General features: G+C 64.2%; 20 protein-coding genes, 1 other RNA gene and 1 riboswitch. Of the genes, 16 read left to right on the forward strand and 5 right to left on the reverse strand.

Annotation, left to right across the window (positions count from 1 at the left end):
* Positions 1–254 precede the first annotated feature (254 nt).
* Both ABQU90_RS00235 and ABQU90_RS00240 read right to left on the reverse strand, forming a co-directional pair.
* A complete protein-coding gene (locus tag ABQU90_RS00235; RefSeq protein WP_115527084.1) occupies positions 255–1,913 on the reverse strand; it encodes a PA domain-containing protein in 1,659 nt (552 codons plus the stop codon).
* Complete coding sequence (locus ABQU90_RS00240; RefSeq protein WP_115561291.1) at positions 1,906–2,316, reverse strand: post-PEP-CTERM-1 domain-containing protein; 411 nt, start codon at positions 2,314–2,316, stop codon at positions 1,906–1,908. The genes ABQU90_RS00235 and ABQU90_RS00240 overlap by 8 nt, the downstream gene beginning before the upstream one ends.
* 722 nt (positions 2,317–3,038) lie before the next feature.
* Between ABQU90_RS00240 and arsC the strand changes: the two genes are divergently transcribed.
* From arsC to def, 3 genes are all read left to right on the forward strand, one after another.
* Positions 3,039–3,461 carry an arsenate reductase (glutaredoxin) gene (gene arsC, locus ABQU90_RS00245; RefSeq protein WP_323514294.1) on the forward strand — a complete coding sequence of 141 codons (423 nt, stop codon included), beginning with the start codon at positions 3,039–3,041 and terminating at the stop codon, positions 3,459–3,461.
* A 238-nt stretch (positions 3,462–3,699) separates the two neighbouring features.
* A non-coding RNA gene (locus ABQU90_RS00250) (sX9 sRNA) lies at positions 3,700–3,771 on the forward strand.
* A 38-nt stretch (positions 3,772–3,809) separates the two neighbouring features.
* Positions 3,810–4,325, forward strand: a complete 516-nt coding sequence (def, locus tag ABQU90_RS00255; protein ID WP_323521629.1) for a peptide deformylase — start codon at positions 3,810–3,812, stop codon at positions 4,323–4,325.
* 584 nt (positions 4,326–4,909) lie between these two features.
* Here def and ettA read toward each other — a convergent pair.
* Positions 4,910–6,571 carry an energy-dependent translational throttle protein EttA gene (gene ettA / locus ABQU90_RS00260; protein ID WP_055850852.1) on the reverse strand — a complete coding sequence of 554 codons (1,662 nt, stop codon included), beginning with the start codon at positions 6,569–6,571 and terminating at the stop codon, positions 4,910–4,912.
* A 226-nt stretch (positions 6,572–6,797) separates the two neighbouring features.
* Between ettA and ABQU90_RS00265 the strand changes: the two genes are divergently transcribed.
* The 7 genes from ABQU90_RS00265 to ABQU90_RS00295 all read left to right on the forward strand — a co-directional run bounded on the left by ABQU90_RS00265 (position 6,798) and on the right by ABQU90_RS00295 (position 12,120).
* A complete protein-coding gene (locus ABQU90_RS00265; protein ID WP_323521630.1) occupies positions 6,798–7,319 on the forward strand; it encodes an RcnB family protein in 522 nt (173 codons plus the stop codon).
* 192 nt (positions 7,320–7,511) lie between these two features.
* Positions 7,512–8,765, forward strand: a complete 1,254-nt coding sequence (gene glyA, locus ABQU90_RS00270) for a serine hydroxymethyltransferase (protein ID WP_055850854.1) — start codon at positions 7,512–7,514, stop codon at positions 8,763–8,765.
* 102 nt (positions 8,766–8,867) lie between these two features.
* Positions 8,868–9,392, forward strand: a complete 525-nt coding sequence (nrdR, locus tag ABQU90_RS00275; protein ID WP_005997276.1) for a transcriptional regulator NrdR — start codon at positions 8,868–8,870, stop codon at positions 9,390–9,392.
* 4 nt (positions 9,393–9,396) lie between these two features.
* Entirely contained in the window at positions 9,397–9,873 is a 477-nt protein-coding gene (locus ABQU90_RS00280; protein ID WP_055850857.1) for a GNAT family N-acetyltransferase, read from the forward strand.
* A complete protein-coding gene (gene ribD, locus ABQU90_RS00285; protein WP_323521631.1) occupies positions 9,870–10,964 on the forward strand; it encodes a bifunctional diaminohydroxyphosphoribosylaminopyrimidine deaminase/5-amino-6-(5-phosphoribosylamino)uracil reductase RibD in 1,095 nt (364 codons plus the stop codon). The genes ABQU90_RS00280 and ribD overlap by 4 nt, the downstream gene beginning before the upstream one ends.
* A gap of 191 nt (positions 10,965–11,155) precedes the next feature.
* On the forward strand, positions 11,156–11,587 hold the full coding sequence (locus ABQU90_RS00290) for a hypothetical protein (protein WP_323521632.1): 432 nt from the start codon (positions 11,156–11,158) through the stop codon (positions 11,585–11,587).
* 83 nt (positions 11,588–11,670) lie between these two features.
* Positions 11,671–12,120, forward strand: coding sequence for a methyltransferase family protein (locus ABQU90_RS00295; RefSeq protein ID WP_323521818.1), 450 nt, complete (start codon positions 11,671–11,673; stop codon positions 12,118–12,120).
* Between the two features lie 332 nt (positions 12,121–12,452).
* Here the strand turns inward: ABQU90_RS00295 and ABQU90_RS00300 are convergent, their stop codons facing one another.
* Positions 12,453–13,076, reverse strand: coding sequence for a hypothetical protein (locus ABQU90_RS00300; RefSeq protein ID WP_323521633.1), 624 nt, complete (start codon positions 13,074–13,076; stop codon positions 12,453–12,455).
* A 217-nt stretch (positions 13,077–13,293) separates the two neighbouring features.
* Positions 13,294–13,469: riboswitch (FMN riboswitch) on the forward strand.
* 168 nt (positions 13,470–13,637) lie between these two features.
* Here ABQU90_RS00300 and ABQU90_RS00305 point away from each other — a divergent pair.
* The 6 genes from ABQU90_RS00305 (at position 13,638) to ABQU90_RS00330 (ending at position 19,806) form a co-directional block, all read left to right on the forward strand.
* The gene (locus ABQU90_RS00305; RefSeq protein ID WP_115584350.1) at positions 13,638–14,240 is read left to right on the forward strand and encodes a riboflavin synthase; all 603 of its coding nucleotides are present in this window, start codon (positions 13,638–13,640) and stop codon (positions 14,238–14,240) included.
* Positions 14,237–15,376: a 3,4-dihydroxy-2-butanone-4-phosphate synthase gene (gene ribB / locus ABQU90_RS00310; protein WP_115527091.1), complete on the forward strand. Its 1,140-nt coding sequence runs from the start codon at positions 14,237–14,239 to the stop codon at positions 15,374–15,376. Before ABQU90_RS00305 ends, ribB begins: the two co-directional genes overlap by 4 nt.
* Positions 15,377–15,618: 242 nt before the next feature.
* On the forward strand, positions 15,619–16,083 hold the full coding sequence (ribH, locus tag ABQU90_RS00315) for a 6,7-dimethyl-8-ribityllumazine synthase (RefSeq protein ID WP_055850871.1): 465 nt from the start codon (positions 15,619–15,621) through the stop codon (positions 16,081–16,083).
* Positions 16,080–16,562 (forward strand): transcription antitermination factor NusB, encoded by a 483-nt coding sequence (nusB, locus tag ABQU90_RS00320; protein ID WP_323521635.1) that lies wholly within the window; start codon positions 16,080–16,082, stop codon positions 16,560–16,562. The genes ribH and nusB overlap by 4 nt, the downstream gene beginning before the upstream one ends.
* 107 nt (positions 16,563–16,669) lie before the next feature.
* Positions 16,670–17,644 (forward strand): thiamine-phosphate kinase, encoded by a 975-nt coding sequence (thiL, locus tag ABQU90_RS00325; protein WP_323521637.1) that lies wholly within the window; start codon positions 16,670–16,672, stop codon positions 17,642–17,644.
* Between the two features lie 581 nt (positions 17,645–18,225).
* The gene (locus ABQU90_RS00330) at positions 18,226–19,806 is read left to right on the forward strand and encodes a CocE/NonD family hydrolase (protein WP_323521638.1); all 1,581 of its coding nucleotides are present in this window, start codon (positions 18,226–18,228) and stop codon (positions 19,804–19,806) included.
* 501 nt (positions 19,807–20,307) lie between these two features.
* On the opposite strand, the gene ABQU90_RS00335 is transcribed toward ABQU90_RS00330, so the two are convergent.
* Entirely contained in the window at positions 20,308–21,231 is a 924-nt protein-coding gene (locus ABQU90_RS00335) for an IS110 family RNA-guided transposase (RefSeq protein ID WP_323521640.1), read from the reverse strand.
* Between the last annotated feature and the right edge of the window lie 739 nt (positions 21,232–21,970).

The raw sequence follows: 21,970 nt of genomic DNA on the forward strand, positions 1-21,970 counted from the left end.
ACGCAGTGCATCGCTCTGCGCCACGTCTAGGTGCGATGGCGCGCATTGCATCGACGCACATTGCTGCATGCAGTACACAGCTGATGCGGTTGTAGCCGTTGCGCAGACGCAGTGCATCGCTCTGCGCCACGTCGAGTTGCGATGGCGCGCACTGCATCGACGCACATGGCTGCATCCAGTACACAGCTGATTACGCATAAACGAACGGCGCCTCGCGGCGCCGTTCGCATCACATCTGACCGTCTACGCCTGGGTTACGGGCGTACCTTGGTCGCGCAGATAAACGTGGCGGCCTGCTGCAGACGACTGATCGCACCCTGGTCTTCCAGTTCGCGGATGTGATCGTTCATGCAGGTCAGATAACCGAAGCGGTTACCGGCATTCTGCGTCTTGCACAGGCTGCTCTCGGCGGTCAGGTTCGCACCGACGATCAGACCGCCGGTTTCCACCGTCGGCACCAGCGTGCTGCAGTTGCCCAGCCGGGTCAGGCCACGGTTCAAGGTCCAACCGATATCGGCAAACATCGCCGGGGTCAGGTCGATGTTCAGATGCGCCTGCACTTCCGGCGTATCGAACGGTTCCATCAACGCGTTGGGCTGCAGGTCGGTATCGAAGTGCGAGAACGTCGAACCACCGGCCACCACGCTGGGCGCATACAACCGCGTGCGGCCTGCGCTGTCGGTGCCTTGCAGCAGCTCGGGATCTTCGTACAGCGCCGCCACCACGCCGGTGCTGCTCTTCAACCGTGCGCCATCGGCCTGCGACACCATGATCGCCGGGATGGTGATGTCGGTGATCGGCGGCGCCGCATTGCCCATGGTCTGCACGCCGCCGGCGTTGTTGGCCACGATCACGCCCACCGCACCGTTGAGCTGTGCGTTCTTGACCTTGATGGCGAAGGCGCAGGTGCCGCGGTCGATCAGCGCCACCTTGCCGGCCACCTCGGCCGCATTGACGAACGGCGTTTCGCAGCCATCGGTGGCCGATGCGGCGGCAACGCCGTCATTGATGGTCACCACTGCGCGCGCCGGGAAGTTACCGGCGCTGGCCAGCGGCCCGAAGCTGGCAAAGCCCACTTCGAACTTGCCAGCCGCAGTGGCCGGCGCGCTGACCTGCAGCAGTGTGCGCGGGTCCAGGATCAACGCCGCCTCGCGGTTGACGCGGGTGCCGGCCCATACCGTGCGACCGGGCGTGCGCATCGCCTCGGCGCGCAAGGCGTTGGTCATGGTCGGGTCGTCGAAACGCTTGTTCTGCACGTTATCGAAGGCCTGCGAGGTGTAGACGTCGGTCAGGCCGCTGCCCGAACCGAGCACGCCGGTGGTCTTGTTGAGGAAGCCGGCAGCGCCCAACCCGTGGCCGATCTCGTGCATCACCACGTTGAGGAAGTTGATCTGCCCTGCCGGGGTCTTGCCGTCCAGGCCCAGGTACCAGCCCGAACCGGCCAGGCAGTCGTCCTTGCCCAGATCGCCGTTGAACTGCGAAAACACGTCGGCCGGATCGGCCGGATCGGGCACCAGGTCCTGCCCGGCGATCGCATCGCCCAGCGCGGACGGATACAGCGTATTGGCCTTGGCGCCGGGGAAGTCGTTGACGATCCAGTTCGGGCCGGCCTGGCCCAACGTGCCGCCGGTGGCGGTGCAGGTCAGCCGTGCGAACGAGGCATACACCTTGATTTCGACGTTGCTCTGCAGCACCGCGCCCCACAGATCCATGGCGTACTGGTAGGCGATGCGACGCTGTTCGCCGACCGACCGCCCGGGATTGCCGCCCAACGGTGCCGCGGTGGTGGGGTCGTTCAACCCGACCACGGTGCCGGCATCGCCATTGATCAGCGTGACGTTGGCAGCGGATGCGTGCAGCGGCGCCAGCGCCGCGCCCACGGCCAGAGATAACAGCAACAAGGGCTTATTCATGCGGCAGCGCTCCGTGCTCGGCGTGGGCGGGTTGGGTGTCTGCGTCGTCGCTGTGCTCGATCACGATGCGGCCGTCGGCCTGGCGGGTCGCGGTCAGCGAGCTCATTTGCGTGGCCGGCAACTTGCGCACCACGGTGCCGTTGGGCAGGCGACGCTCGGTGGCGCGTGCGGCCGCCTCGGTCTGCGGCACGGTCGTGCGGCTCGCCCCACTGCGGGCGGCGGAGCCGGCCTGCTGGTCCAGCGCCGCACTCTCGGCGTCGGTCAGCGGACGCAGCTTGCCGGTGACGGGATCGATACCGACCTTGGAGCTGGCGGCGACGTCCTGCGCCCCCGCAACAGCGGGCAGGCAGGCAACACACAGCACACCGGACAGCATCCATCCGGGCTTGCGAAAGCTCATCATCGTTGGGATTTCCTTAAGTCCAACCGCAGAAAGAACGCCGTGCGACACACCGGAGTTCGAGAGATACTTCCGTTTCAGTCTGTTCATGACTGAACCATGAATCCGTGATGTGTGTCAATCTTTTGACAGTTGGCGCGCTGAATGCGAACAGATGTCCTGGAAACGTCAGCCTCGCGCTTGCGCCACGATGCTTTTCTGAATTCGGTAGCGGTCCTAGGGCGTTCTAGTCAGAAATCTGACGCCCTGGCGACGGTGTGCGGCAGATCGCCAAGCTTCCTGTTTGCCCGGGAGCGCCCGCGGGGCGAGACGGGCCGCGCCTCGTGGACCTCACTGCACCAAGGTGGCTGCGCACACAGCTCCATGCCGCTCCTCGCCCCGGCCCGTGCGGCTGGCGCGGACGCACCAAGGCAAGCCGCGTCAGTCGCGCGCGAGCCGTACGTTCCTGCTCCGCGCGAGGGGGTCAGGATTTCGCCGCAACGACGCAGCCGACACCGCCGACCCAATGCCTGCGAGCGGCAAGCAGCAGTGACCAACCAGCCGTCAGAAACCAACAGCCAGCGCAGCGATAGGCCGCAGCGGGCAAGCAGACAGGCCTGCAGGAAAGCGCAGGCGTGCGTGTACGGACTCGACACGTCCACTCGTACACTGCGCGTCCTGCAGAGCGCTATCGATCGTCAACGATTGCAGCGACACACGCATCCATCGAACCGAACAGGTCACGCATGCACGCCGTCATCTACCACAACCCCGCCTGCGGCACGTCGCGCAACACGCTGGCGCTGATCCGGCATGTCGGCATCGAACCGCAGATTGTCGACTACCTGCAGCACCCGCCCAGCCGACAGACGTTGCAATCGCTGATTGCCGATGCCGGTCTGTCGGTGCGCGATGCCATGCGTCAGAAGGGCACGCCGTATCTGGAGCTGGGACTGGACAATCCCGCGCTGGAGGACGCCGCACTGTTGAGCGCGATGATTGCGCACCCGATCCTGATCAATCGCCCGTTCGTGCAGACGCCGTTGGGTACGCGCCTGTGTCGTCCATCCGAGCAGGTGCTCGACCTGTTGCCACCGGCCACCAGCGCATTCGCCAAGGAAGACGGCGAAGCCGTGCTGGACGAGAGCGGGCAGCGGATCGGCGCTTGAGCGCTGCAGCGGATCGCAGTCCTGCACTGCATCGCTAACCACTCTGCGGCTGCTGCGCTAAAAGCAAGCAATAAAACGGTTGCGCGACTACCCAGCCGGACGGATTGGCAGCTTGGCGCCATGGCAGTCTTTACCGCAAATCGCACTGCGTTTGCCGCGCTGAGAGCGACCAGCAAAGTGACCGTTTAACCGCAGGCATGTTGACCACAGGCAGGCGAGGCCGGTGCCAGGAAGTGTTATGCAGCACTCGTACACTCCGGTTGGCGCCACCCATGCCCGCCCGGCAGCCGCTCGCTAGCGTGTGTTGGCCGTTCTAAAATCGCTGTCGTGTTTTTGAGGAGCATCGATATGATTCGCGAAATTATCCGCATGGGCGACAAGCGCCTTCTGCGCGTGGCGCCACCGGTGAGCAACCTGGGCAGTGCCGAGTTGCATGCCTTGGTGGCCGACATGTTCGAGACCATGGATGATGCGCACGGCGTCGGTCTGGCCGCTCCGCAGATCGCGGTGGACCTGCAACTGATGGTGTTCGGCTTCGAAGTCAGCGAGCGTTATCCGGACGCGCCCACGGTACCGCGCACGGCCTTGGCGAATGCGCAGATCGAACCGCTGTCGGACGAGATGGAAAACGGCTGGGAAGGGTGCCTGTCGATTCCCGGCCTACGCGCGGTGATCCCGCGTTGCCGCCACATCCGGTATCGCGGCTTCGCCCCCGACGGCAGCCCGATCGAGCGCGAGGCCGAAGGTTTCCATGCCCGCGTGGTGCAACACGAATACGACCATCTGGTCGGCCGCCTGTATCCCTCGCGTATCGAGAATTTCGACACCTTCGGCTTCGAAGACGTGCTGTCCTACGATCTGTAACGCGTTACTTCATCCATGCACGGTCGCGTGCGCAAACGCGGCCGTGCCGAAGCGATCGCGCACCAAGCGTGACGATGGCTGCCGGCCGCGCAGAGTTGAAAAGGTGTAGCTCTGCAGCTACTGCACGTTCTGTAGCGCATGCATACCGTCCAGCCGTGGTCGACGTCGCACCCGATCAACTCGTACCTCGTGCCCTGTCCCTCGTCCCCCGCAACGCAGCACCACTCGATTCCATCAATGCTCAACCAACGCAACAGGCGCGATGTCCTTGCCGGTTTCGGGACCCTGTGGCGGCATGGATGCCGCTACGGAGCCTCCACGGACGGATTCACGGCGTGTCCCGGAAGCGGCAAGGGCATCGCGCCCTCGACCACTAGTGATGTACCCAATCATGGCAAGCGCAAGCGCCCGCGTAATCGCTCAGATACGCCGCGTCCCAGCGTTGCCTGCACCAACGCGTCACACACCCGCACACCAAACAGCACAACACACATTCACACCTGCCGCCCCCAAACCCCACAAACAAAAAGGGCGCCTAGCGGCGCCCTGATCGTGACAACTTGAACGTGACAACTTGAACGCGCTTACTTCAGCGCCTTGAAGCGCAGACGCTTCGGGCCCGCGTCATCGCCCATGCGGCGACGCTTGTCTTCTTCGTACTCGCGGTAGTTGCCCTGGAAGAACTCCACATGCGAGTCGCCTTCGAACGACAGGATATGCGTGGCGATACGGTCGAGGAACCAGCGGTCATGCGAAATCACGAAGGTGTTGCCCGGGAACTCCAGCAACGCATCTTCCAGCGCACGCAGCGTTTCGATGTCCAGATCGTTGGACGGTTCGTCGAGCAGCAGCACGTTGCCGCCCTGCAGTAGCGTCTTGGCCATGTGCAGACGACCGCGCTCACCACCGGAGAGCGCCCCGACCATCTTCTGCTGGTCCTGGCCCTTGAAGTTGAAGCGGCCGATGTAGGCGCGCGACTGAATCTCCACACCGTTGATGTTGAGGATATCCAGGCCGCCAGCGATTTCCTGGAACACGTTGTGGTTGCCTTCCAGTGCATCGCGGCTCTGGTCCACGTAAGACAGCTGCACGGTGGGGCCGACCACGATTTCGCCGGAATCGGGCTTTTCCTGGCCAGTGATCATCTTGAACAGGGTCGACTTACCGGCACCGTTGGGGCCGATGATGCCGACGATGGCGCCGGGCGGCACGATCATCGACAGGTTGTCGATCAGCAGACGGTCGCCGAACTTCTTGGACACGTTCTTGAACTCCATCACCGAGTTGCCCAGGCGCTCGCCCGGCGGGATGAAGATCTCGTTGGTCTCGTTGCGGCGCTGATAATCGACCGACTGCAGTTCTTCCAGGCGGGCCAGACGCGCCTTGCCCTTGGTGCGGCCGCCCTTGGCGTTCTGCCGCGACCATTCCAGTTCCTTCTGGATCGCCTTCTGACGTGACTTTTCCTGGTTGTCTTCCTGCTTGAGGCGCTCGTCCTTCTGGGTCAGCCAGTCGGTGTAGTTGCCCTTCCACGGAATGCCGCGGCCGCGGTCCAGTTCCAGGATCCACTCGGCGGCGTTGTCCAGGAAGTAGCGATCATGCGTCACCGCCACCACGGTGCCGGTGTAGCGCGCCAGGAACTGTTCCAGCCACTCCACCGATTCGGCGTCCAAATGGTTGGTCGGTTCGTCGAGCAGCAGCATGTCCGGCTTCTGCAGCAGCAGGCGGCACAGCGCCACGCGGCGCTTTTCACCACCGGACAGCTTGCCCACGATGGCTTCCCACGGCGGCAGGCGCAGCGCATCGGCGGCCACGTCCAGCTGGTTTTCCAGGGTGTGCGCATCGCCGGCGGCCAGGATCGCTTCCAGGCGTTCCTGTTCCTTGGCCAGCGCGTCGAAATCGGCGCCTTCTTCGGCATAGGCCACATACACCGCATCCAGCGCGGCCTGGGCCTGCAGCACATCGCCCACGCCTTCTTCCACCGCCTCGCGCACGGTGTGCTCGGGGTTGAGCTGCGGTTCCTGGGCCAGATAACCGACCTTGATGCCGGCCTGTGGACGGGCTTCGCCCTCGAAGTCGGTGTCCACGCCGGCCATGATCTTCAGCACCGTCGACTTGCCCGCGCCGTTCAGGCCCAGCAGGCCGATCTTGGCGCCCGGGAAGAAGCTCAGCGAGATGTCCTTGATGATCTGCCGCTTGGGCGGGACGACCTTGCTGACGCGGTTCATGGTGTAGATATATTGCGACATGGGTGCTCCGTGGACGCAGGCAGCCCGCCGGCCGAGGCCGGAGGCAGCGGAAAAGGGATTGCGCCGATTATACGGGCAAGTGCCCGGGGCCGCGGCAGACGGGCGTGTAGCTAAACGGCAGCCTACCTATTACCTGAATAGGCGTTTTCGTAATCGATTCCAGCAAGAATGCGTTAAGGCGAGCAGCGTCTTAATGAAATTGCGACATCGCAAACAGGAGCTGGTCATGAACCGCAATCGCATCGTCACTGTTGTGCTTTCTTCCATCCTGGCGTTGGGCTCCATGGCCCCGGCTGCGTTCGCCGGCGACTGGGACCGCGACCACGACCGCCGCGGGCATGACCGCGACGATCGCCACGACCGCGGCCGCGATCATCGCGGCAACTGGGGCAACGACCGTCACGACTGGCGCGATGACCGTCGGGCCGAACGTCGCGACGACCGCCGCTATTACGGCAATGGTTACCGCGAGGGTTATCGCGATGCCCGCTATCAGGAGCGTCGCTACGACCGCAACCGGGTCTATGTCTACGATCGCCCCACCTACTACCGCGCTGGCCCGCCGCCGCGCCCGTATTGGGCCCGTGGCCAGCGTTATCACGGCCCGGTCTATGTTGTGAACGACTATGACCGCTACAACCTGCGTCGCCCGCCGTACGGCTACCGTTGGCAGCGCGACAACACCGGCAATCTGCTGCTGGTCGCCATCGCCACCGGCGTCATCGCCGACCTGGTCCTCAACAACTGAGCAGGCACCGGGTTGCTCGCCGAGCAATCGGGCCGGTCATCACACAAAGGCGCACTTCGGTGCGCCTTTGCCGTTTGCGCCGCGCGCCGGCCGACCGGGCGCATTGTTCGCAACAGCAGCGCGATTGGTCACCCGTGCGGCGGGGGCTTACAATCGGCGGCCCTACTGGCTGCAGCTGCCCCGGAGCTTCGAATGTTCTCGCGCGACGTCCGACTGGAAACCTACGACCCCGAACTGGCCAAGGCCATCGCCGCTGAAGTTGGCCGCCAGGAGGATCACGTCGAACTGATCGCCAGCGAGAACTACTGCAGTGCGCTGGTGATGGAGGCCCAGGGCAGCCAGCTGACCAACAAGTACGCCGAGGGCTATCCGGGCAAGCGCTATTACGGCGGTTGCGAGTTTGTCGACATCGCCGAGCAACTGGCGATCGACCGCATCAAGCAGGTATTTGGTGCCGACTACGCAAACGTGCAGCCGCACAGCGGCTCGCAGGCCAATCAGGCGGTCTATCTGGCGCTGCTGCAGCCCGGCGACACCATCCTGGGCATGAGCCTGGCCCATGGTGGCCACCTGACCCACGGCGCCAAGGTCAATGTCTCCGGCAAGCTGTTCAAGGCGGTGCAGTACGGCGTCGACGAGCAGGGCCTGATCGATTACGACGAGGTCCAGCGCCTGGCCACCGAGCACACGCCGAAGATGGTCGTGGCCGGTTTCTCAGCCTACTCGCAGAAGATCGACTGGGCGCGCTTCCGCGCCATCGCCGACAGTGTGGGTGCGTATCTGTTCGTCGACATGGCACACGTTGCCGGCCTGGTTGCCGCCGGCGTCTATCCGAGTCCGATGGAGCATGCGCACGTGGTCACCTCGACCACCCACAAGACCCTGCGCGGCCCGCGCGGCGGCATCATCGTGGCCAAGGGCGCCAGCGAAGAGCTGCAGAAGAAGCTGCAGTCGATCGTGTTCCCCGGCATCCAGGGTGGCCCGCTGATGCACGTGATCGCGGCGAAAGCGGTCGCGTTCAAGGAAGCGCTGGAGCCGGCCTTCAAGACCTACCAGCAGCAGGTGGTCAAGAACGCCCAGGCCATGGCCAACACGCTGATCGCGCGCGGCTACAAGATCGTCTCCGGCGGCACCGAGAACCACCTGATGCTGGTCGACATGATCGGCCGCGATGTCTCCGGCAAGGATGCAGAGGCCGCGCTCGGCAAGGCCCACATCACCGTCAACAAGAATGCAGTACCCAACGACCCGCGTTCGCCGTTCGTGACCTCGGGCCTGCGCCTGGGCACCCCGGCCATCACCACGCGCGGTTACAAGGAGCAGGACAGCATCGACCTGGCCAACTGGATCGCCGACGTGCTGGACGCACCGGCCGACGAAGCCGTGCTGGCCAAGGTGCGCGATGCAGTAACTGCGCAGTGCAAGAAGTATCCGGTGTATGGCTGAGGTGCCGGGATTGGTGATTCGGGATTGGGGATGCGCGGCAAGCGCGTCCTTGTTCCTGCTGTTGCCAATCCCTAATCCCCACTCACCAATCTCGGCAACCTGATGCACTGCCCCTTTTGCCAGCACAACGACACCCGCGTGATCGATTCGCGGGTGTCCGAAGACGGCACGACGATTCGTCGGCGCCGTGAGTGCGAGGCGTGCGGCGAGCGTTTCAGCACCCTGGAAACCATCGAACTGAAACTGCCGACGGTGGTCAAGAGCGATGGCGGGCGCGAGGCGTTCGACGCGCGCAAGCTGCGTACCAGCTTCGACCGCGCGCTGCAGAAACGCCCGGTGTCCGAAGAGCAGATCGAAGCGGCGGTGCGCGCGGTGGTGCATCAGCTGCGGATGTCCGGCGAGCGCGAAGTGGGTTCGCTGCGCGTGGGCGAATACGTGATGGTCGAGCTGCGCAAACTCGACCACGTGGGCTACGTGCGCTTCGCCTCGGTGTATCGCAGTTTTCAGGACGTAGCAGACTTCCGCGAAGAAATCGAAAAGCTCGAACGCGAGCTTCCGGTCGGTAGCGAGCAATTGCCGCTGCTGGAAGCGGCGCTGGAACGTGCCGGCAAACCCGGTAAGCGCTGAGCGCATGCGCATCGCCTGCGTGGCGGACACGCCAGAACATTTGCCTGCCATCGCGCAGGCGCATCTGCAGGCCTTCGGCAGCCTGTTACCGGACTGGAACATCGACGAAGCGTTGAGCGAACTGCGCAGCCACACGCGCGATGGCGTGATTCCCACCACCTGGGTCGCGCTCGATCAGTCGCACTGGCTCGGTTCGGTCAGCCTGCTGGAGAACGACGATGGCCGCATCCGGCAATGGTCGCCCTGGCTGGCATCGCTGTACGTGCAGCCGCAGGCGCGCGGGCAGGGCATCGGCGAAGCACTGGTGGCGCACTGCGTGCGTGCGGCTGCGCAATTGCAGGTGCCGCTGCTGTATCTGTATTGCCAACCTGCGCTGGTGCCGTTTTATCAGCGGCTTGGCTGGCACACGCATGCCGAGCTATTGCTTGGCCCGATGCAGATCGTGGTGATGGCCATCGCGCCGGAGGGAGCAACGCAATGAACGTGACGGCCGACGACCACCGCTGGATGGCGCAGGCACTGCGCCTGGCAGAACGCGGTGCCTACACCACGCGGCCCAATCCAATGGTGGGCTGCGTGATCGTGCGCGATGGCGTGTGCGTGGGCGAAGGCTTCCATCAACGTGCCGGTGGCCCGCATGCCGAAGTGTTTGCGCTGCGCGCTGCCGGCGAGCGTGCACGCGGAGCGACCGCGTACGTCACGTTGGAGCCGTGCGCGCATTACGGGCGTACGCCGCCGTGCGCATTGGCCTTGATCGAGGCTGGCGTGGCGCGCGTGGTCGCGGCGATGGCCGACCCGTTTCCGCAGGTCAACGGCGGTGGTTTCGCACTGCTGCGCGAGGCGGGGATCGAGGTGGTCAGCGGCGTGCTGCAGGCGCAGGCGCGCGACCTCAATCGTGGATTTTTGTCGCGGGTGGGGCGTGGCCGTCCGTGGCTGCGGGTCAAGCTGGGCGCCAGCCTGGATGGGCGCACTGCGCTGGCCAGCGGCGAGTCCAAGTGGATCACCGGTGCAGACGCACGTGCCGACGTACAACGCTGGCGCGCGCGTGCCGGTGCCATCCTGACCGGTGCCGGCACGGTGCTGGCCGACGATCCGGCGATGACGGTGCGTCTGGGCGATGACACCCCTTTCGTGCCGCCGTTGCGGGTAGTACTGGATGCGCGCTTGCGCACCCTGGAGTGCGAGAAGATTCGCCAGGGTGACGCCCCGACGCTCTATCTGCATGGCAACGCTGCACCAGCGACGCCGCTGCACAACGCTGAGTTCGTCGGGATGCCACTGCACGACGGTCGCTTCGATCTGGGAGCGGTGTTGGCGCTGCTGGCCGAGCGCGGCATCAACGAAGTGCACGCAGAAGCCGGCGCAACCCTGAGTGGCGCGCTGCTGCAAGCCAACCTGGTCGACGAACTGCTGGTCTATCTGGCGCCGGTGGTGCTGGGCGATGCCGCCAGACCGTTGTTAGCCGGGCTTGGCATCGACACCATGGCGCAGCGTCGCACGCTGCATCTGGCCGATGTACGCCAACTTGGCCAGGACCTGCGGCTGCGCTATCTGCCTGGTGTCGTTGAATGAGCGCTGGCTCTGGCGCAAGAGAACGTTGCAGGCTGCTGATTCTGTAGCTCACGTGTTCTGTAAGCCTTGAGGCCTGAGGGTGGCCGTATCGAATGCGTTGCCTGCATCGGGGCAGGGCAGGTCCGAAGGGACCAGCGATGCAGGGGACGGTTAGACACTGCCGACCAACACGTGCTCTTAAGCCTCTTTAGATGAAGCTCACTTTTCTTCTTGTCATCGGATCTCTCACTATGACCATGGACACTGCACAAGCCCGGCAGTTTGCGGAAGGGCAAGTCTGGGAATACCGCAGCAGGGCCGAAGAGCCGGGATCGACGCTGCAGATCAACAGGATCGAGATCGAACCGAAGATTGGCGAAGTGTTCCATATCAGCGTTCGCGACGTTCGGGTAAAAAATGCGCGTGCGCCCAACGCCATCTCAACGGAGTTGCCGCATTCTCCGGTGTCCAGAACGACACTCGAAAGCTCCGTCACGACGCTTGTCGGCCAGGCCGCGGTGAACCCGGAGTATCTGGAGGGCTACACAACCTGGCGGACTGCTTTTGAAGAAGGAAACGCTGGAGTTTTCACGATCCCCGTCAGTGAGATCGTCGATGTCATCGAAACCACGATCAATCAGTAGCAGGATGCGGCATTGGTAGTGGTCGACGGCATGCTCCGGCTTCTGGACGTTTCTAGATGCAAACGGCAACAAGCGTGCATGCGATGTTGCAGGCGCTAGAGACGCGGCTTCCACCGCCCATTCTGCTGGTGGTGCTTGCAGCCGTGGTGTGGCTATTGCCCGGAGCGTTCTACTCGCGTGTGTGCATTGCCGTTGGCGTGCTGTGCCTTGCGCTTGGCCTTTCAATCAATGCATGGTCGAAAGTCATGTTTCGGTCTGCGCATACCACGGTCAATCCACTGCACCCGGAACGGTCCTCTGCGTTGGTGACATCCGGGCTGTATCGCTACTCGCGTAACCCGATGTACCTGGGCTATGCCCTGGTATTGCTGGGCTGGGTCATGTGCCGTGGTCAGGTGCTTGGCCTGTTCGCAGTTGCGCTGTTTATCGGCTACATAACGGTTTTTCAGATACTGCCCGAGGAGCGCTGCCTGTCGGCACGCTTCCAGGCTCAGTATGCGGTGTACCGCGCGGAGGTACGCCGCTGGCTCTGAATCGCTTCCCGCAAGTCGATGGATGGTGTACTTGGCCTGGCGCCCTCTGATTTGCCGTATGTGTCCTGCCCGCGTTGGACATTGACGAGTGCGGCGGCTGAGGTGTTGGTGAGTGCTTCAGCCGCGAACCTGATTTGTGGAGTTCCGTCGGGGTGCACGGTCCAGACTGCGAATGATGCGCAGGCGGCGTTTCGATTTGTAAGCAATCTACCGGTATGGATCTACGTTGGCGAAACGCGTTTGCCTTCAGGGGCACTCTAATCGTGCCAGGAGTGGCTGACACAAAAAAGGCTCCGCAAGCGGAGCCTTTTTTTGTAGCTGCAGCGCGTCGATCAGAAGCTTGCGCGCACGCCGACACGGTACTGATTGGCGTTGTCGATGAACTGGACTTCGCCGACCAGGCCCCAGGTCGGGGTGAAGTTCACCTGGCCGCCGAGGGTGCCGACGAATTCGCCTTCGTCCACGTCGCTGCCGTCGATGTAGCCGGCCTTGATCCATGCTTCGGTCCGCGGCGAGGGCTTGCCGCGCAGGCCGAGGTTGGCAAAGCCCAGATTGGTCGAATCGGAGGCGCTGGCCACGCTGCGGCCGCCCTGACGCACATCGAACTCGCCCTTGTTGCGCAGCACGCTGATATCGGCGGTGAAATCCACGCGCTCGGTCATTTCCTGACGGTAGCCGATACCGACATGGGCTTGCTGCACGGTGGCATCCAGCGTGACACCTGGAACCAGGTCGTACTCGTTGGTGGCGCGCTGGTAACCGGCAAAGACATACACCGGCTCGGCGATCTGCCAGGAACCACGCACGAATCCGCCGTCGACGTCATCGGAAGATGCGTTGACGGTGACTTCGGTACGGCTCCAGCCGCCTTCCACGTAGGAATAGCTCAAGCCTTCTGCCGACGCAGCAACAGGTGCGGCTGCCAGCAGGGCGACCAAAATGAGGGTATTGCGCATGGGTGCTTCTCTCCGAATTGATGTCCATGGTTTCGCCCCGAGGCGGAACGAAATGGGCGACGTCTCCCGCCGCGGTGCGCAATTTAACAGACTCTTCACAAAACTGGCTATGGGGAAATTCCTGACACGACACAGCGTCCTGTTGGCCTTAGCTGGTGGTCAGCAATGGCGCCGATGCGCGCTGTTAAACTGCGCCGGCCGGTTCGCCGGTACTTACGAACGTCTTCAGGGCGGGGTGCGATTCCCCACCGGCGGTAGGCACGTGCAAGCGTGCGAGCCCGCGAGCGCTTCGCAGCGGTGTCCGGGGCGTTATGTGCCGGGCGTGGTGCGAAGGTCAGCAGATCCGGTCCGATGCCGGAGCCGACGGTATAGTCCGGATGAAAGAAGACGGCCAACGCGCAGCCCTTGCGGCTGTGCGCGCGCCTGTTTGCTTTGCCTTGCGGCGTTTTTCGCTCAACTTCTGCGAGAAACGACTATGTCTTTGCATCACCTGTCGCGTTGCATCGCGACCTTCCATCGCGCCAACTCACCCCGATCGCTACTGCTAACGGGGGCGCGCTGATGTTTACCGGAATCATTGAAGGCGTCGGCCGTCTGGCGGCGCGCCAACCGCAGGGTGGCGATGTGCGGTTTACCTTTGCTGTCGGCAGCTTGCCGTTCGACGCGGTCCAATTGGGCGAAAGCATCGCGGTCAATGGCGTTTGCCTGACCGTGATCGCGTTCGACGCGAGCAGTTTTCAGGCCGATGCGTCCACCGAAACCCTGTCGCTGACCACCTTGGGCGCGTTGCCGGAAGGCGCGGTGATCAATCTGGAACGTGCGATGCGCCCGACCGACCGCCTTGGCGGGCATCTGGTCAGTGGCCACGTCGATGGGCTGGGTCAGGTGCAATCGGTGCACGAGGATGCGCGCGCGCAGCGCTGGCGGTTTGCGGCGCCACCGGCGGTGTTGCGCTACGTGGCCAAGAAGGGCTCGATCTGCGTGGACGGCGTTAGCCTCACCGTCAACGAAGTGGACCAGGACGGCTTTGAAGTGGCGTTGATTCCGCACACGGTCGCCAATACCGCGTTTGCGGCCACTGCGGTAGGCGCTGCGGTGAATCTGGAAATCGATCTGGTCGCGCGCTATGTCGAACGTTTGCTCGGCACGCGGGGTGAGGCATGAATTTCGCACCGGTTCCCGAGCTGATCGAAGAGTTGCGTGCCGGGCGCATGGTGGTGATCGTCGATGACGAAGACCGCGAGAACGAGGGCGATCTGATCATGGCCGCCGAGCTGGTCAAGCCGTCGGACATCAATTTTATGGTGACCCACGCGCGCGGTCTGGTGTGCCTGTCGCTGACGCGCGAGCGGTGTGCGCAACTCGGTTTGGCGCCAATGGTGCGCAATAACACCGCGCAGTTTCAGACCAACTTCACCGTCAGCATCGAGGCGGCCGAAGGCGTCACCACCGGCATTTCGGCCTACGACCGTGCGCATACGGTGCGGACCGCAGTGCGCCCGGATGCCAAGCCGCAGGACCTGAGTCAGCCGGGTCACATCTTCCCGCTGATTTCGCAGCCCGGTGGCGTGTTGACCCGTGCCGGGCACACCGAAGCCGCCAGCGATCTGCCGATGCTGGCGGGGCTGGAACCGGCCGGCGTGCTGGTGGAAGTGCTCAACCCGGATGGCAGCATGGCGCGCCGCCCGCAGCTGGAAGTGTTCGCCCGCGAGCATGGGCTGAAGATGGGCTCGATCGCCGATCTGATCGCGTACCGCCTGGCCAACGAGCACACCGTCGAGCGGGTGGACGAGCGCGACATCACCACCGAGTTCGGGCCGTTCAAACTGGTGACCTACCGCGACCGCATCGCGCACGACCTGCACTTTGCGCTGGTGCGCGGCGCGGCCGATCCGCACACCCCCACGCTGGTGCGCGTGCAGGTGGAAAACCCGCTGGCCGATCTGCTGCATTGGCAGCGCGATGATTTCGGCGTGGCCGCCACCGATGCCTTGCGTGCGATCGCTGCCGAAGGGCAGGGCGTGATGGTGGTGCTGTCGGCACCGCGCGACAGCGAATCGCTGTTGGCGCGGCTGCGTCAGCAGCCCGAAGCTTCCGCCAACGTCAAGGATGTCAGCCAGTGGCGTCGCAACGGTGCCGGCGCGCAGATCCTGGCCGAATTGGGCCTGGGCAAGCTGCGCGTGCTGGGCACCCCGCGCCGCCAGGTCGGCCTGGCCGGCTTCGGGCTGGAGGTGGTGGAGTATCTGGAATGCCACGCGGGCGAAGCGGTGCGTTCGGTGCCGCCGACAGCGGTGCCGTAGCGCATCCAGTCCCGGCAGCACGTGGTGGCTAGCGGGTGCGGGCGTCAAAGGAGCGGGTGGCAGTGATGTCGCCCGTGGCCCATCGACAACCGCATGCCGCTGGCACAACGCGCTGCAGCTGGTGCACCAGGGCGTCCAGGACGCCCGGCAGTGCCTGCTTCGGCGGGCCGCTGCCTCAGATGTCGGCCGGGCCTGGGCCCGGCAGCTGTTAAACTCCTTGCCCCCTCGAGTTGCCGACCCGCATGACCCACTACGAAGGCGATCTTCGCCCCACCACCGCGCGCTTTGCGATCATCGCCAGCCGCTGGAATGCCCGTATCACCGACGTGCTGGTTGCCGGTGCACGCCAGAGTCTGGCCGGCAACGGCGTCGGCGAGGACGCCATTGACGTGATCCGCGTGCCGGGCGCCTGGGAAATTCCGATCGCTGCCAACCGCGTGGCGCAGTCCGGCCAGCACGGCGCGATCATCGCGTTGGGCTGCGTGATCCGTGGCGATACCCGCCACTACGAACATGTGGCCGACCTGTGTGCCGAAGGCCTGATGAGCGTGCAATTGCAGACCGGCGTGCCGGTGCTCAATGGCGTGCTGGCGGTCGAGCGGGTGGAAGATGCCGAGGCGCGTGCCGGCGGCAGCCATGGCAACAAGGGCGAGGAATGCGCGCTTGCCGCACTGGAACTGGTGAATTTGATGGAGTTGTTGCCATGAGCAAGTCCGGTGGACATGCCCGCCACGGCCGTCGCGACGGTATCGACCCGGTGCTGCGCTCGCGCGCGCGCCGCCGCGCCTTGCAGGCGGTGTATGCCTGGCAGATCTCGGGTGGTTTCGCCAAGCAGGTGATCGGCCAGTTTGCGCATGAGCAGGCGCACGAAGTGGCCGACCTGGCGTACTTTGAAAGCCTGGTGGAAGGTGTGCTCACCCATCGCGTCGAGCTGGATACTGCGTTGACGCCGTATCTGGATCGCGGCGTGGAAGAGGTCGATGCGATCGAGCGTGCGGTGCTGCGTCTGGCCGCCTTTGAGCTGCTGCATCGGCAGGACGTGCCATACCGCGTGGTGATCAACGAAGCGATCGAAACCGCCAAGCGCTTCGGCTCCGAACACGGGCACACCTACGTCAACGGCGTGCTGGATCGCGCTGCAGTGGAGTGGCGCAAGGTCGAGTCGGGCGGCGTCAGCGGCGCCTGAGCCGCGGGAATCGGGAGTCGGGAATGGGGAATCGTGAAGAGCCCCACTGCTCGCGACCACCCGCCGCATTTGCGATTCTCCATTCTCCATTCCCGATTCCCGTTGCCATGCCCGAATTCGATCTGATTGCGCGTCTGCGCGCGCGCATCGCCGCGCGTGCCGATGTGCCGCTGGGCATCGGCGACGACGCGGCGTTGCTGCAGCCGCCGGCTGGCGAGCAGTTGGCCATCACTGCCGACACGCTCAATGCCGGTGTGCATTTTCCGCACGAAACGCGCGCCGACGATCTGGGCTGGAAGACGCTGGCAGTCAACCTGTCCGACCTTGCCGCGATGGGCGCGCAGCCGCGCTGGTGCACCTTGTCGCTGTCCTTGCCGCACGACGATCTGGCGTGGGTGGATGCATTTGCCGATGGATTCTTCGCGCTTGCCGATGCGCATGGCATCGTGTTGGTCGGCGGCGACACCACGCGCGGGCCGTTGTCGTGCGCGGTCACCGCGATCGGCAGCGTGCCGCCGGGGGCTGCGCTGCGACGCGATGGCGCGCGTGTGGGCGATGACGTGTGGGTGACCGGCCAGCTGGGCGAAGCGGCAGCGGCGTTGTCGCTGTGGCAGGCCGGCGCGTTGGATGTCACGCGTGTGGCGGCGGATCCGCTGCATGAAGCATGGCGCAGCCGTTTGCTGCGTCCGCAGCCGCGCGTGCAGGCAGGATTGAGGCTGCGTGGGCTTGCCCATGCCTGCGTGGATGTCTCCGACGGCCTGCTGGCCGATCTGGGCCATCTGTGCGAGCGCAGTGGTGTGGGCGCCCACCTGAGGTTGACTGGCTTGCCGCAGATGCCGTGCAGCGACGGAATCAGCGCGTTGCAGTGCATCGGCTGGCAATTGGGCGGCGGCGACGACTACGAACTGTGTTTCACCGCTGCCCCACAGCACCGCGATGCCGTGCTGCAGGCGATGGCGTTTGCCGGCGTGGCTGCCACGCGCATCGGCCAGATCGTTGCCGCGCCGGGCGTGGTGGTGCACGACGCCGACGGCCATCCCTGGCAACCCTCACAGCGTGGGTATCAGCACTTCGTCGTTTGAGGGAGTAGCGGCTGGTGCTGCTGCGCTGACGGGTCACGAAAGCTGGCGCTGGGCGGTGTGTCCGCTGTGGCGGTGCCAGCCGGGCGATGCGCATCGGCGAGCGTGGTAGGGCGCGTCTCCGAACTGCCTGCGTTGCCGAGTGCGGTGCTGCGGGGCGACGTTCTGGGCCTCACCCGTCCTGCTGATGTGTTTCGCGAAGACAAAACGGCCACGCGATATCGCGCTGGTTGCAGCACGGCTATGCCTCTGAAAAATTCGGTCGCAGTGGCGCCATGAGGGCGTGTGTCGACTGGGGCGGTTGTGGCTGCGGCGGGGCGGCTCAACGCCCGTGCTTCAGTGGGGGTATCAATTTCCGCCTCTCGCCTCTCGCCTCTCGAATCCCGAATCCCGAATCCCGAATCCCGAATCCCGAATCCCGAATCCCGAATCTCGAATCTCGAATCTCGAATCTCGAATCTCGAATCTCGCCTTGAATCCATACCGTACCGTCTGGTACGTTCGCCGGGTTCTCCCCCGAACCACGGATGCATGGCAGTTGCCGCTGGGCTATCCCGGCCCGGCTTTGCGTGGGAGAGAGCAGCATGAACAAGGTTTGGATCCGTGGCATCGCCGCGGTGGCGTTGCTGGTGTCGTCGGCATCGGCCGTGGCAGGCGCCTTCAGCAAGACCTACGAGCGCATCCCCGGCTGGGATGGCACGCCGATGGGGGCGCTGGTGCTGGTGCCGCAGGGGCAGGGAAGCGGGCCGTTTCCGCTGATCGTGATGCCGGCCAGTTGGTCGTTGCCCAATCTGGAATATCTAGGCCGCGCCACTCAGCTGGCTAGCGATGGCTATGTCGTCGTCAGCTACACCTCGCGCGGGTTCTGGGATTCGGCCGGGCAGATCGACATCGCCGGGCCGGACACCGTGGAAGACGTCAGTGCGGTCATCGATTGGGCGCTGGCGCATACGCCGGCCAACCCGAATGCGATCGGCGCGTCCGGCATCTCGTATGGCGCGGGCATCAGCCTGCTGGCCGCCGAGCGCGACCCGCGCATCAAGGCAGTGGCTGCGCTCAGTGGCTGGGCCGATCTGGAGGCCTCGCTGTATTCCAATCGCACCGTCAGCCAGCAGGGTGTCGGGTTGCTGGTCGGCGCGGGCGCGTTGACCGGACGTGCGGGCCCGGATCTGGCGCAGATCGGTACGAAGGTGGCGCAGGGCGATTTCGATGGTGCGGTGCAGGGCTTCCTGCCGCAGGCGGCCTCGCGCAGCCCGGTCACCGACGTGGCCGCGCTCAACGCGCGCGGCACCGCAGTGCTGCTGGGCAACGCCTTCAACGACGGCTTGTTCCCGCCGAATCAAACCATCGCCTTCTTCAATCAGCTGCGCGGGCCCAAGCAACTGCTGCTGAGCCAGGGCGATCACGCCACCACGGAACTGCCCGGCGCTTTGGGCCTGCCCAACGAGGTTTACACCGCGGCCACGCGTTGGTTCGATCGCCACCTCAAGCAAGTGCGCAATGGCGTGGATGCCGAAGCGCCGGTGCGGCTATCGCCGCGCGCCGGGCAATGGCTGACGTATCCGGATTGGGCATCGGTGCAGCAAGGCGCCACGCGCCTGGGTCTATCTGCACCGGCCGGGCTGCTCAGCCCCACCGGCGGATTGATCGCTGGCACGGCCAGCGGGTGGCAATCGCGCATTGCCACCGACGTGCCGACCCTGGCCGACTCGGGCGTGGTGCTGGTTAGCGGCCTGTTGCAAGGCATCGGCTTGCCGGTGACCACCTCGATTCCGCTGGTCACGCGTGTTGGCGCGGCGGTGTGGGTTGGGTCGCCGGCTAGCGGTGTGCGTCAGCTGGCGGGCAGTCCGTCGTTACGCATCACGGTGGTGCCCACGCAATCGAAGGTGAGCCTGTTTGCGTATCTGTACCGCATGGACGCATTGGGCATTGCCTCGTTGATCACGCATGCGCCGTACTCGCTGCGCGATGCAGCGCCCGGCCGCGCGGTGACCCTGGACTGGTCGCTGCAGGCCGCCGCCGCCGAAATCCCCGCAGGACAGCGATTAGTGTTGGTCATCGATACCCGCGATGCGCGCTACACCGACGCAAGCGATGGCGGCGGCTTGGTGACGTTTACCTCGCCGGTGGCAACGCCATCGGTGTTGAACGTACCGCTGCGGTAAGACGTCAGGGCAATACCGAACCCTCGTTTGCTCACATCAGCGGTGGATGATTGCCATGACCTGTGTTCGCCTTGCCATTGCACTTGCATGGCTGCTGTGCAGATTGCGAACAAGTGGAGTTTTCTCTTTGGCCTTGTTGCGGCATGGATGCCGCTAGGGATCCTTGAGTCATCGGTTGATGACGTATTTCGCTAACGGGTAGGGCAACGCGTCCTGCGATCACACTGGCTTGGGTTTTCAGATGCTGCCAAAGTGCGCTCGCACCTCTGCATGTCATTGCGTTCGATGAGCGACCGCGAGAAGCCGCTGATCTGTGCGGTCGTTGCAGGGCCCTTGCCCGCCCACCATCGCAGGACACGCCGCAAGTACGTCCGTGTAACAACTGTGTTGGTCAGAACCTCAATCCGCGACCGTTGATCGGTTTCCTTCGGGCGTGTTCATCGGTAGGTGCCGGCCGCTGGCTGGCACACTTTTGCGGTTACTCACGCCCGCCGAGAGCGCTCAGGCGGGGTGCATGGCGGCTCTTTGATCGCGCACGCGCGCATTGAGGATGACCAGCATCTTGCGCATCACCGCCACGAGGGCGACCTTGCCTTCCTTGCCGCGTGTGCGCAGCGATCTGTAAAAGTCGCGCAGACCTGGCTCGTGCCGGGCCGAGGACATCGCCGCCATATACAGCGCCTGCCGGATATCGGCTCGGCCTCCACCGATCCACCGTTTACCACGCATCGCGCCGCTGTCGCGCGAGAGCGGGGCAACGCCAACCAATCGGGAGATCTGCTTTCCGCTGAGCGTCCCAAGCTCCGGTAACCGGTACACCAGCACGGCCAGCAGCACCGGACCGACGCCTTTGAGCGTCTTCAACGCGGCCAGGTGCGGTTGCTCGATGAGTAGCGTCTTCAGCTGCCCGGCGATCAGTTTGTCTAGCCGCGCCACGCTGCGCACAAGCTGGTTCACGTTGCCCTGCAGGATCTTTCGTAGCGCTTTTTCCGCAACCTGCAGCAACTGCTGCCTTGCTGCTTTCAGCAGTTCGACCAGTTGCCGACGGGCACGTACATGCTCGCCCAGATCGCGCTGCCAGGGTTCCAGTGGAACATACCGATGGAGCTCCATCTTCTCGGCCATGCAGGCCAACATGGCCGCGTCCAGCCGGTCGGTCTTGGCCAGTCCCAAACCGTTGGCCAGGTTGCGTGCCCGTTGCGCATTGACGCGCGCCACCGGCAGTGCGGCGTGATGCAAGGCATCCAGCGCTGCCAGCTCGTAGCCCCCGGTCGCCTCCAGCACCACCTGCCGCACCGACAGCGTCTTCAGCCAATCGACAAGCTTCCGATGACCGCCTGCGGTGTTGGTGAACTGACGGGTTTGGCCTCGAAAAACCGCAACGTCCAGAAAGTGTTTGCACACATCGATCCCGATTCCGCTCATGGGAAATCTCCGCTAGGCTAGAAATGTCGAGAGTTCCCTCGCTTGCCCAGTCTTATCGTTTCGAGTGTCATCTCGGGCAACTGTTCGGGCGAATCAAGGGAGAATCCGGCGTGGGTACCAAGCTACATGGCGATCGCTGAGATCCAGGCTCTGACGGCAGCCCACGCCGGCTCTCGACACCTAAACTGCCAGATTCCGAACAGATAAGGCTCTTATGCGGCATCCATGCCGCGTAAGGTCCCGCGACGGTGGGTGGGCAAGGGCCATTCGAGAATGTCGGTATGCGTGATTAAAAGCAGGGCATCGTTTGCGTGCGGTGCTGTGGCGAGCAGATGAGTTTCTACTCCTCGCTTTTTTATGGGAAGAGCCCACATATAAAAAGAATGTACTCACATACAGCAATCATGTCGTTACGTCTGTAGCTGAGTCGTCAGCCGCATCAGCTCAATCAACCCCACAACGTCATCTATCTGCGCCACTGCGTGTCGCCGTTCCATCCGCACGCAACCAACTCGACAGACGCACTGCCCTGGCCGGTTCCGGGACCGTGTGGCGGCATGGATGCCGCCACCGAGCCTCCACGGACGGATTCACGGCGTGTCCCGGAACCGGCCAGGGCAGTGCGCCTTCGACCAACTGTCTCGACCAACTGTCTCGACCAACTGTCTCGACCAACTGTCTCGACCAACTGTCTCGACCAACTGTCTCGACCAACCACCGCTCGACCAACCACCCTCAG

Origin of the sequence: Xanthomonas sp. WHRI 10207 (genome assembly GCF_040202975.1) — a bacterium.
In the GTDB taxonomy this organism is placed as follows: Bacteria; Pseudomonadota; Gammaproteobacteria; order Xanthomonadales; family Xanthomonadaceae; genus Xanthomonas.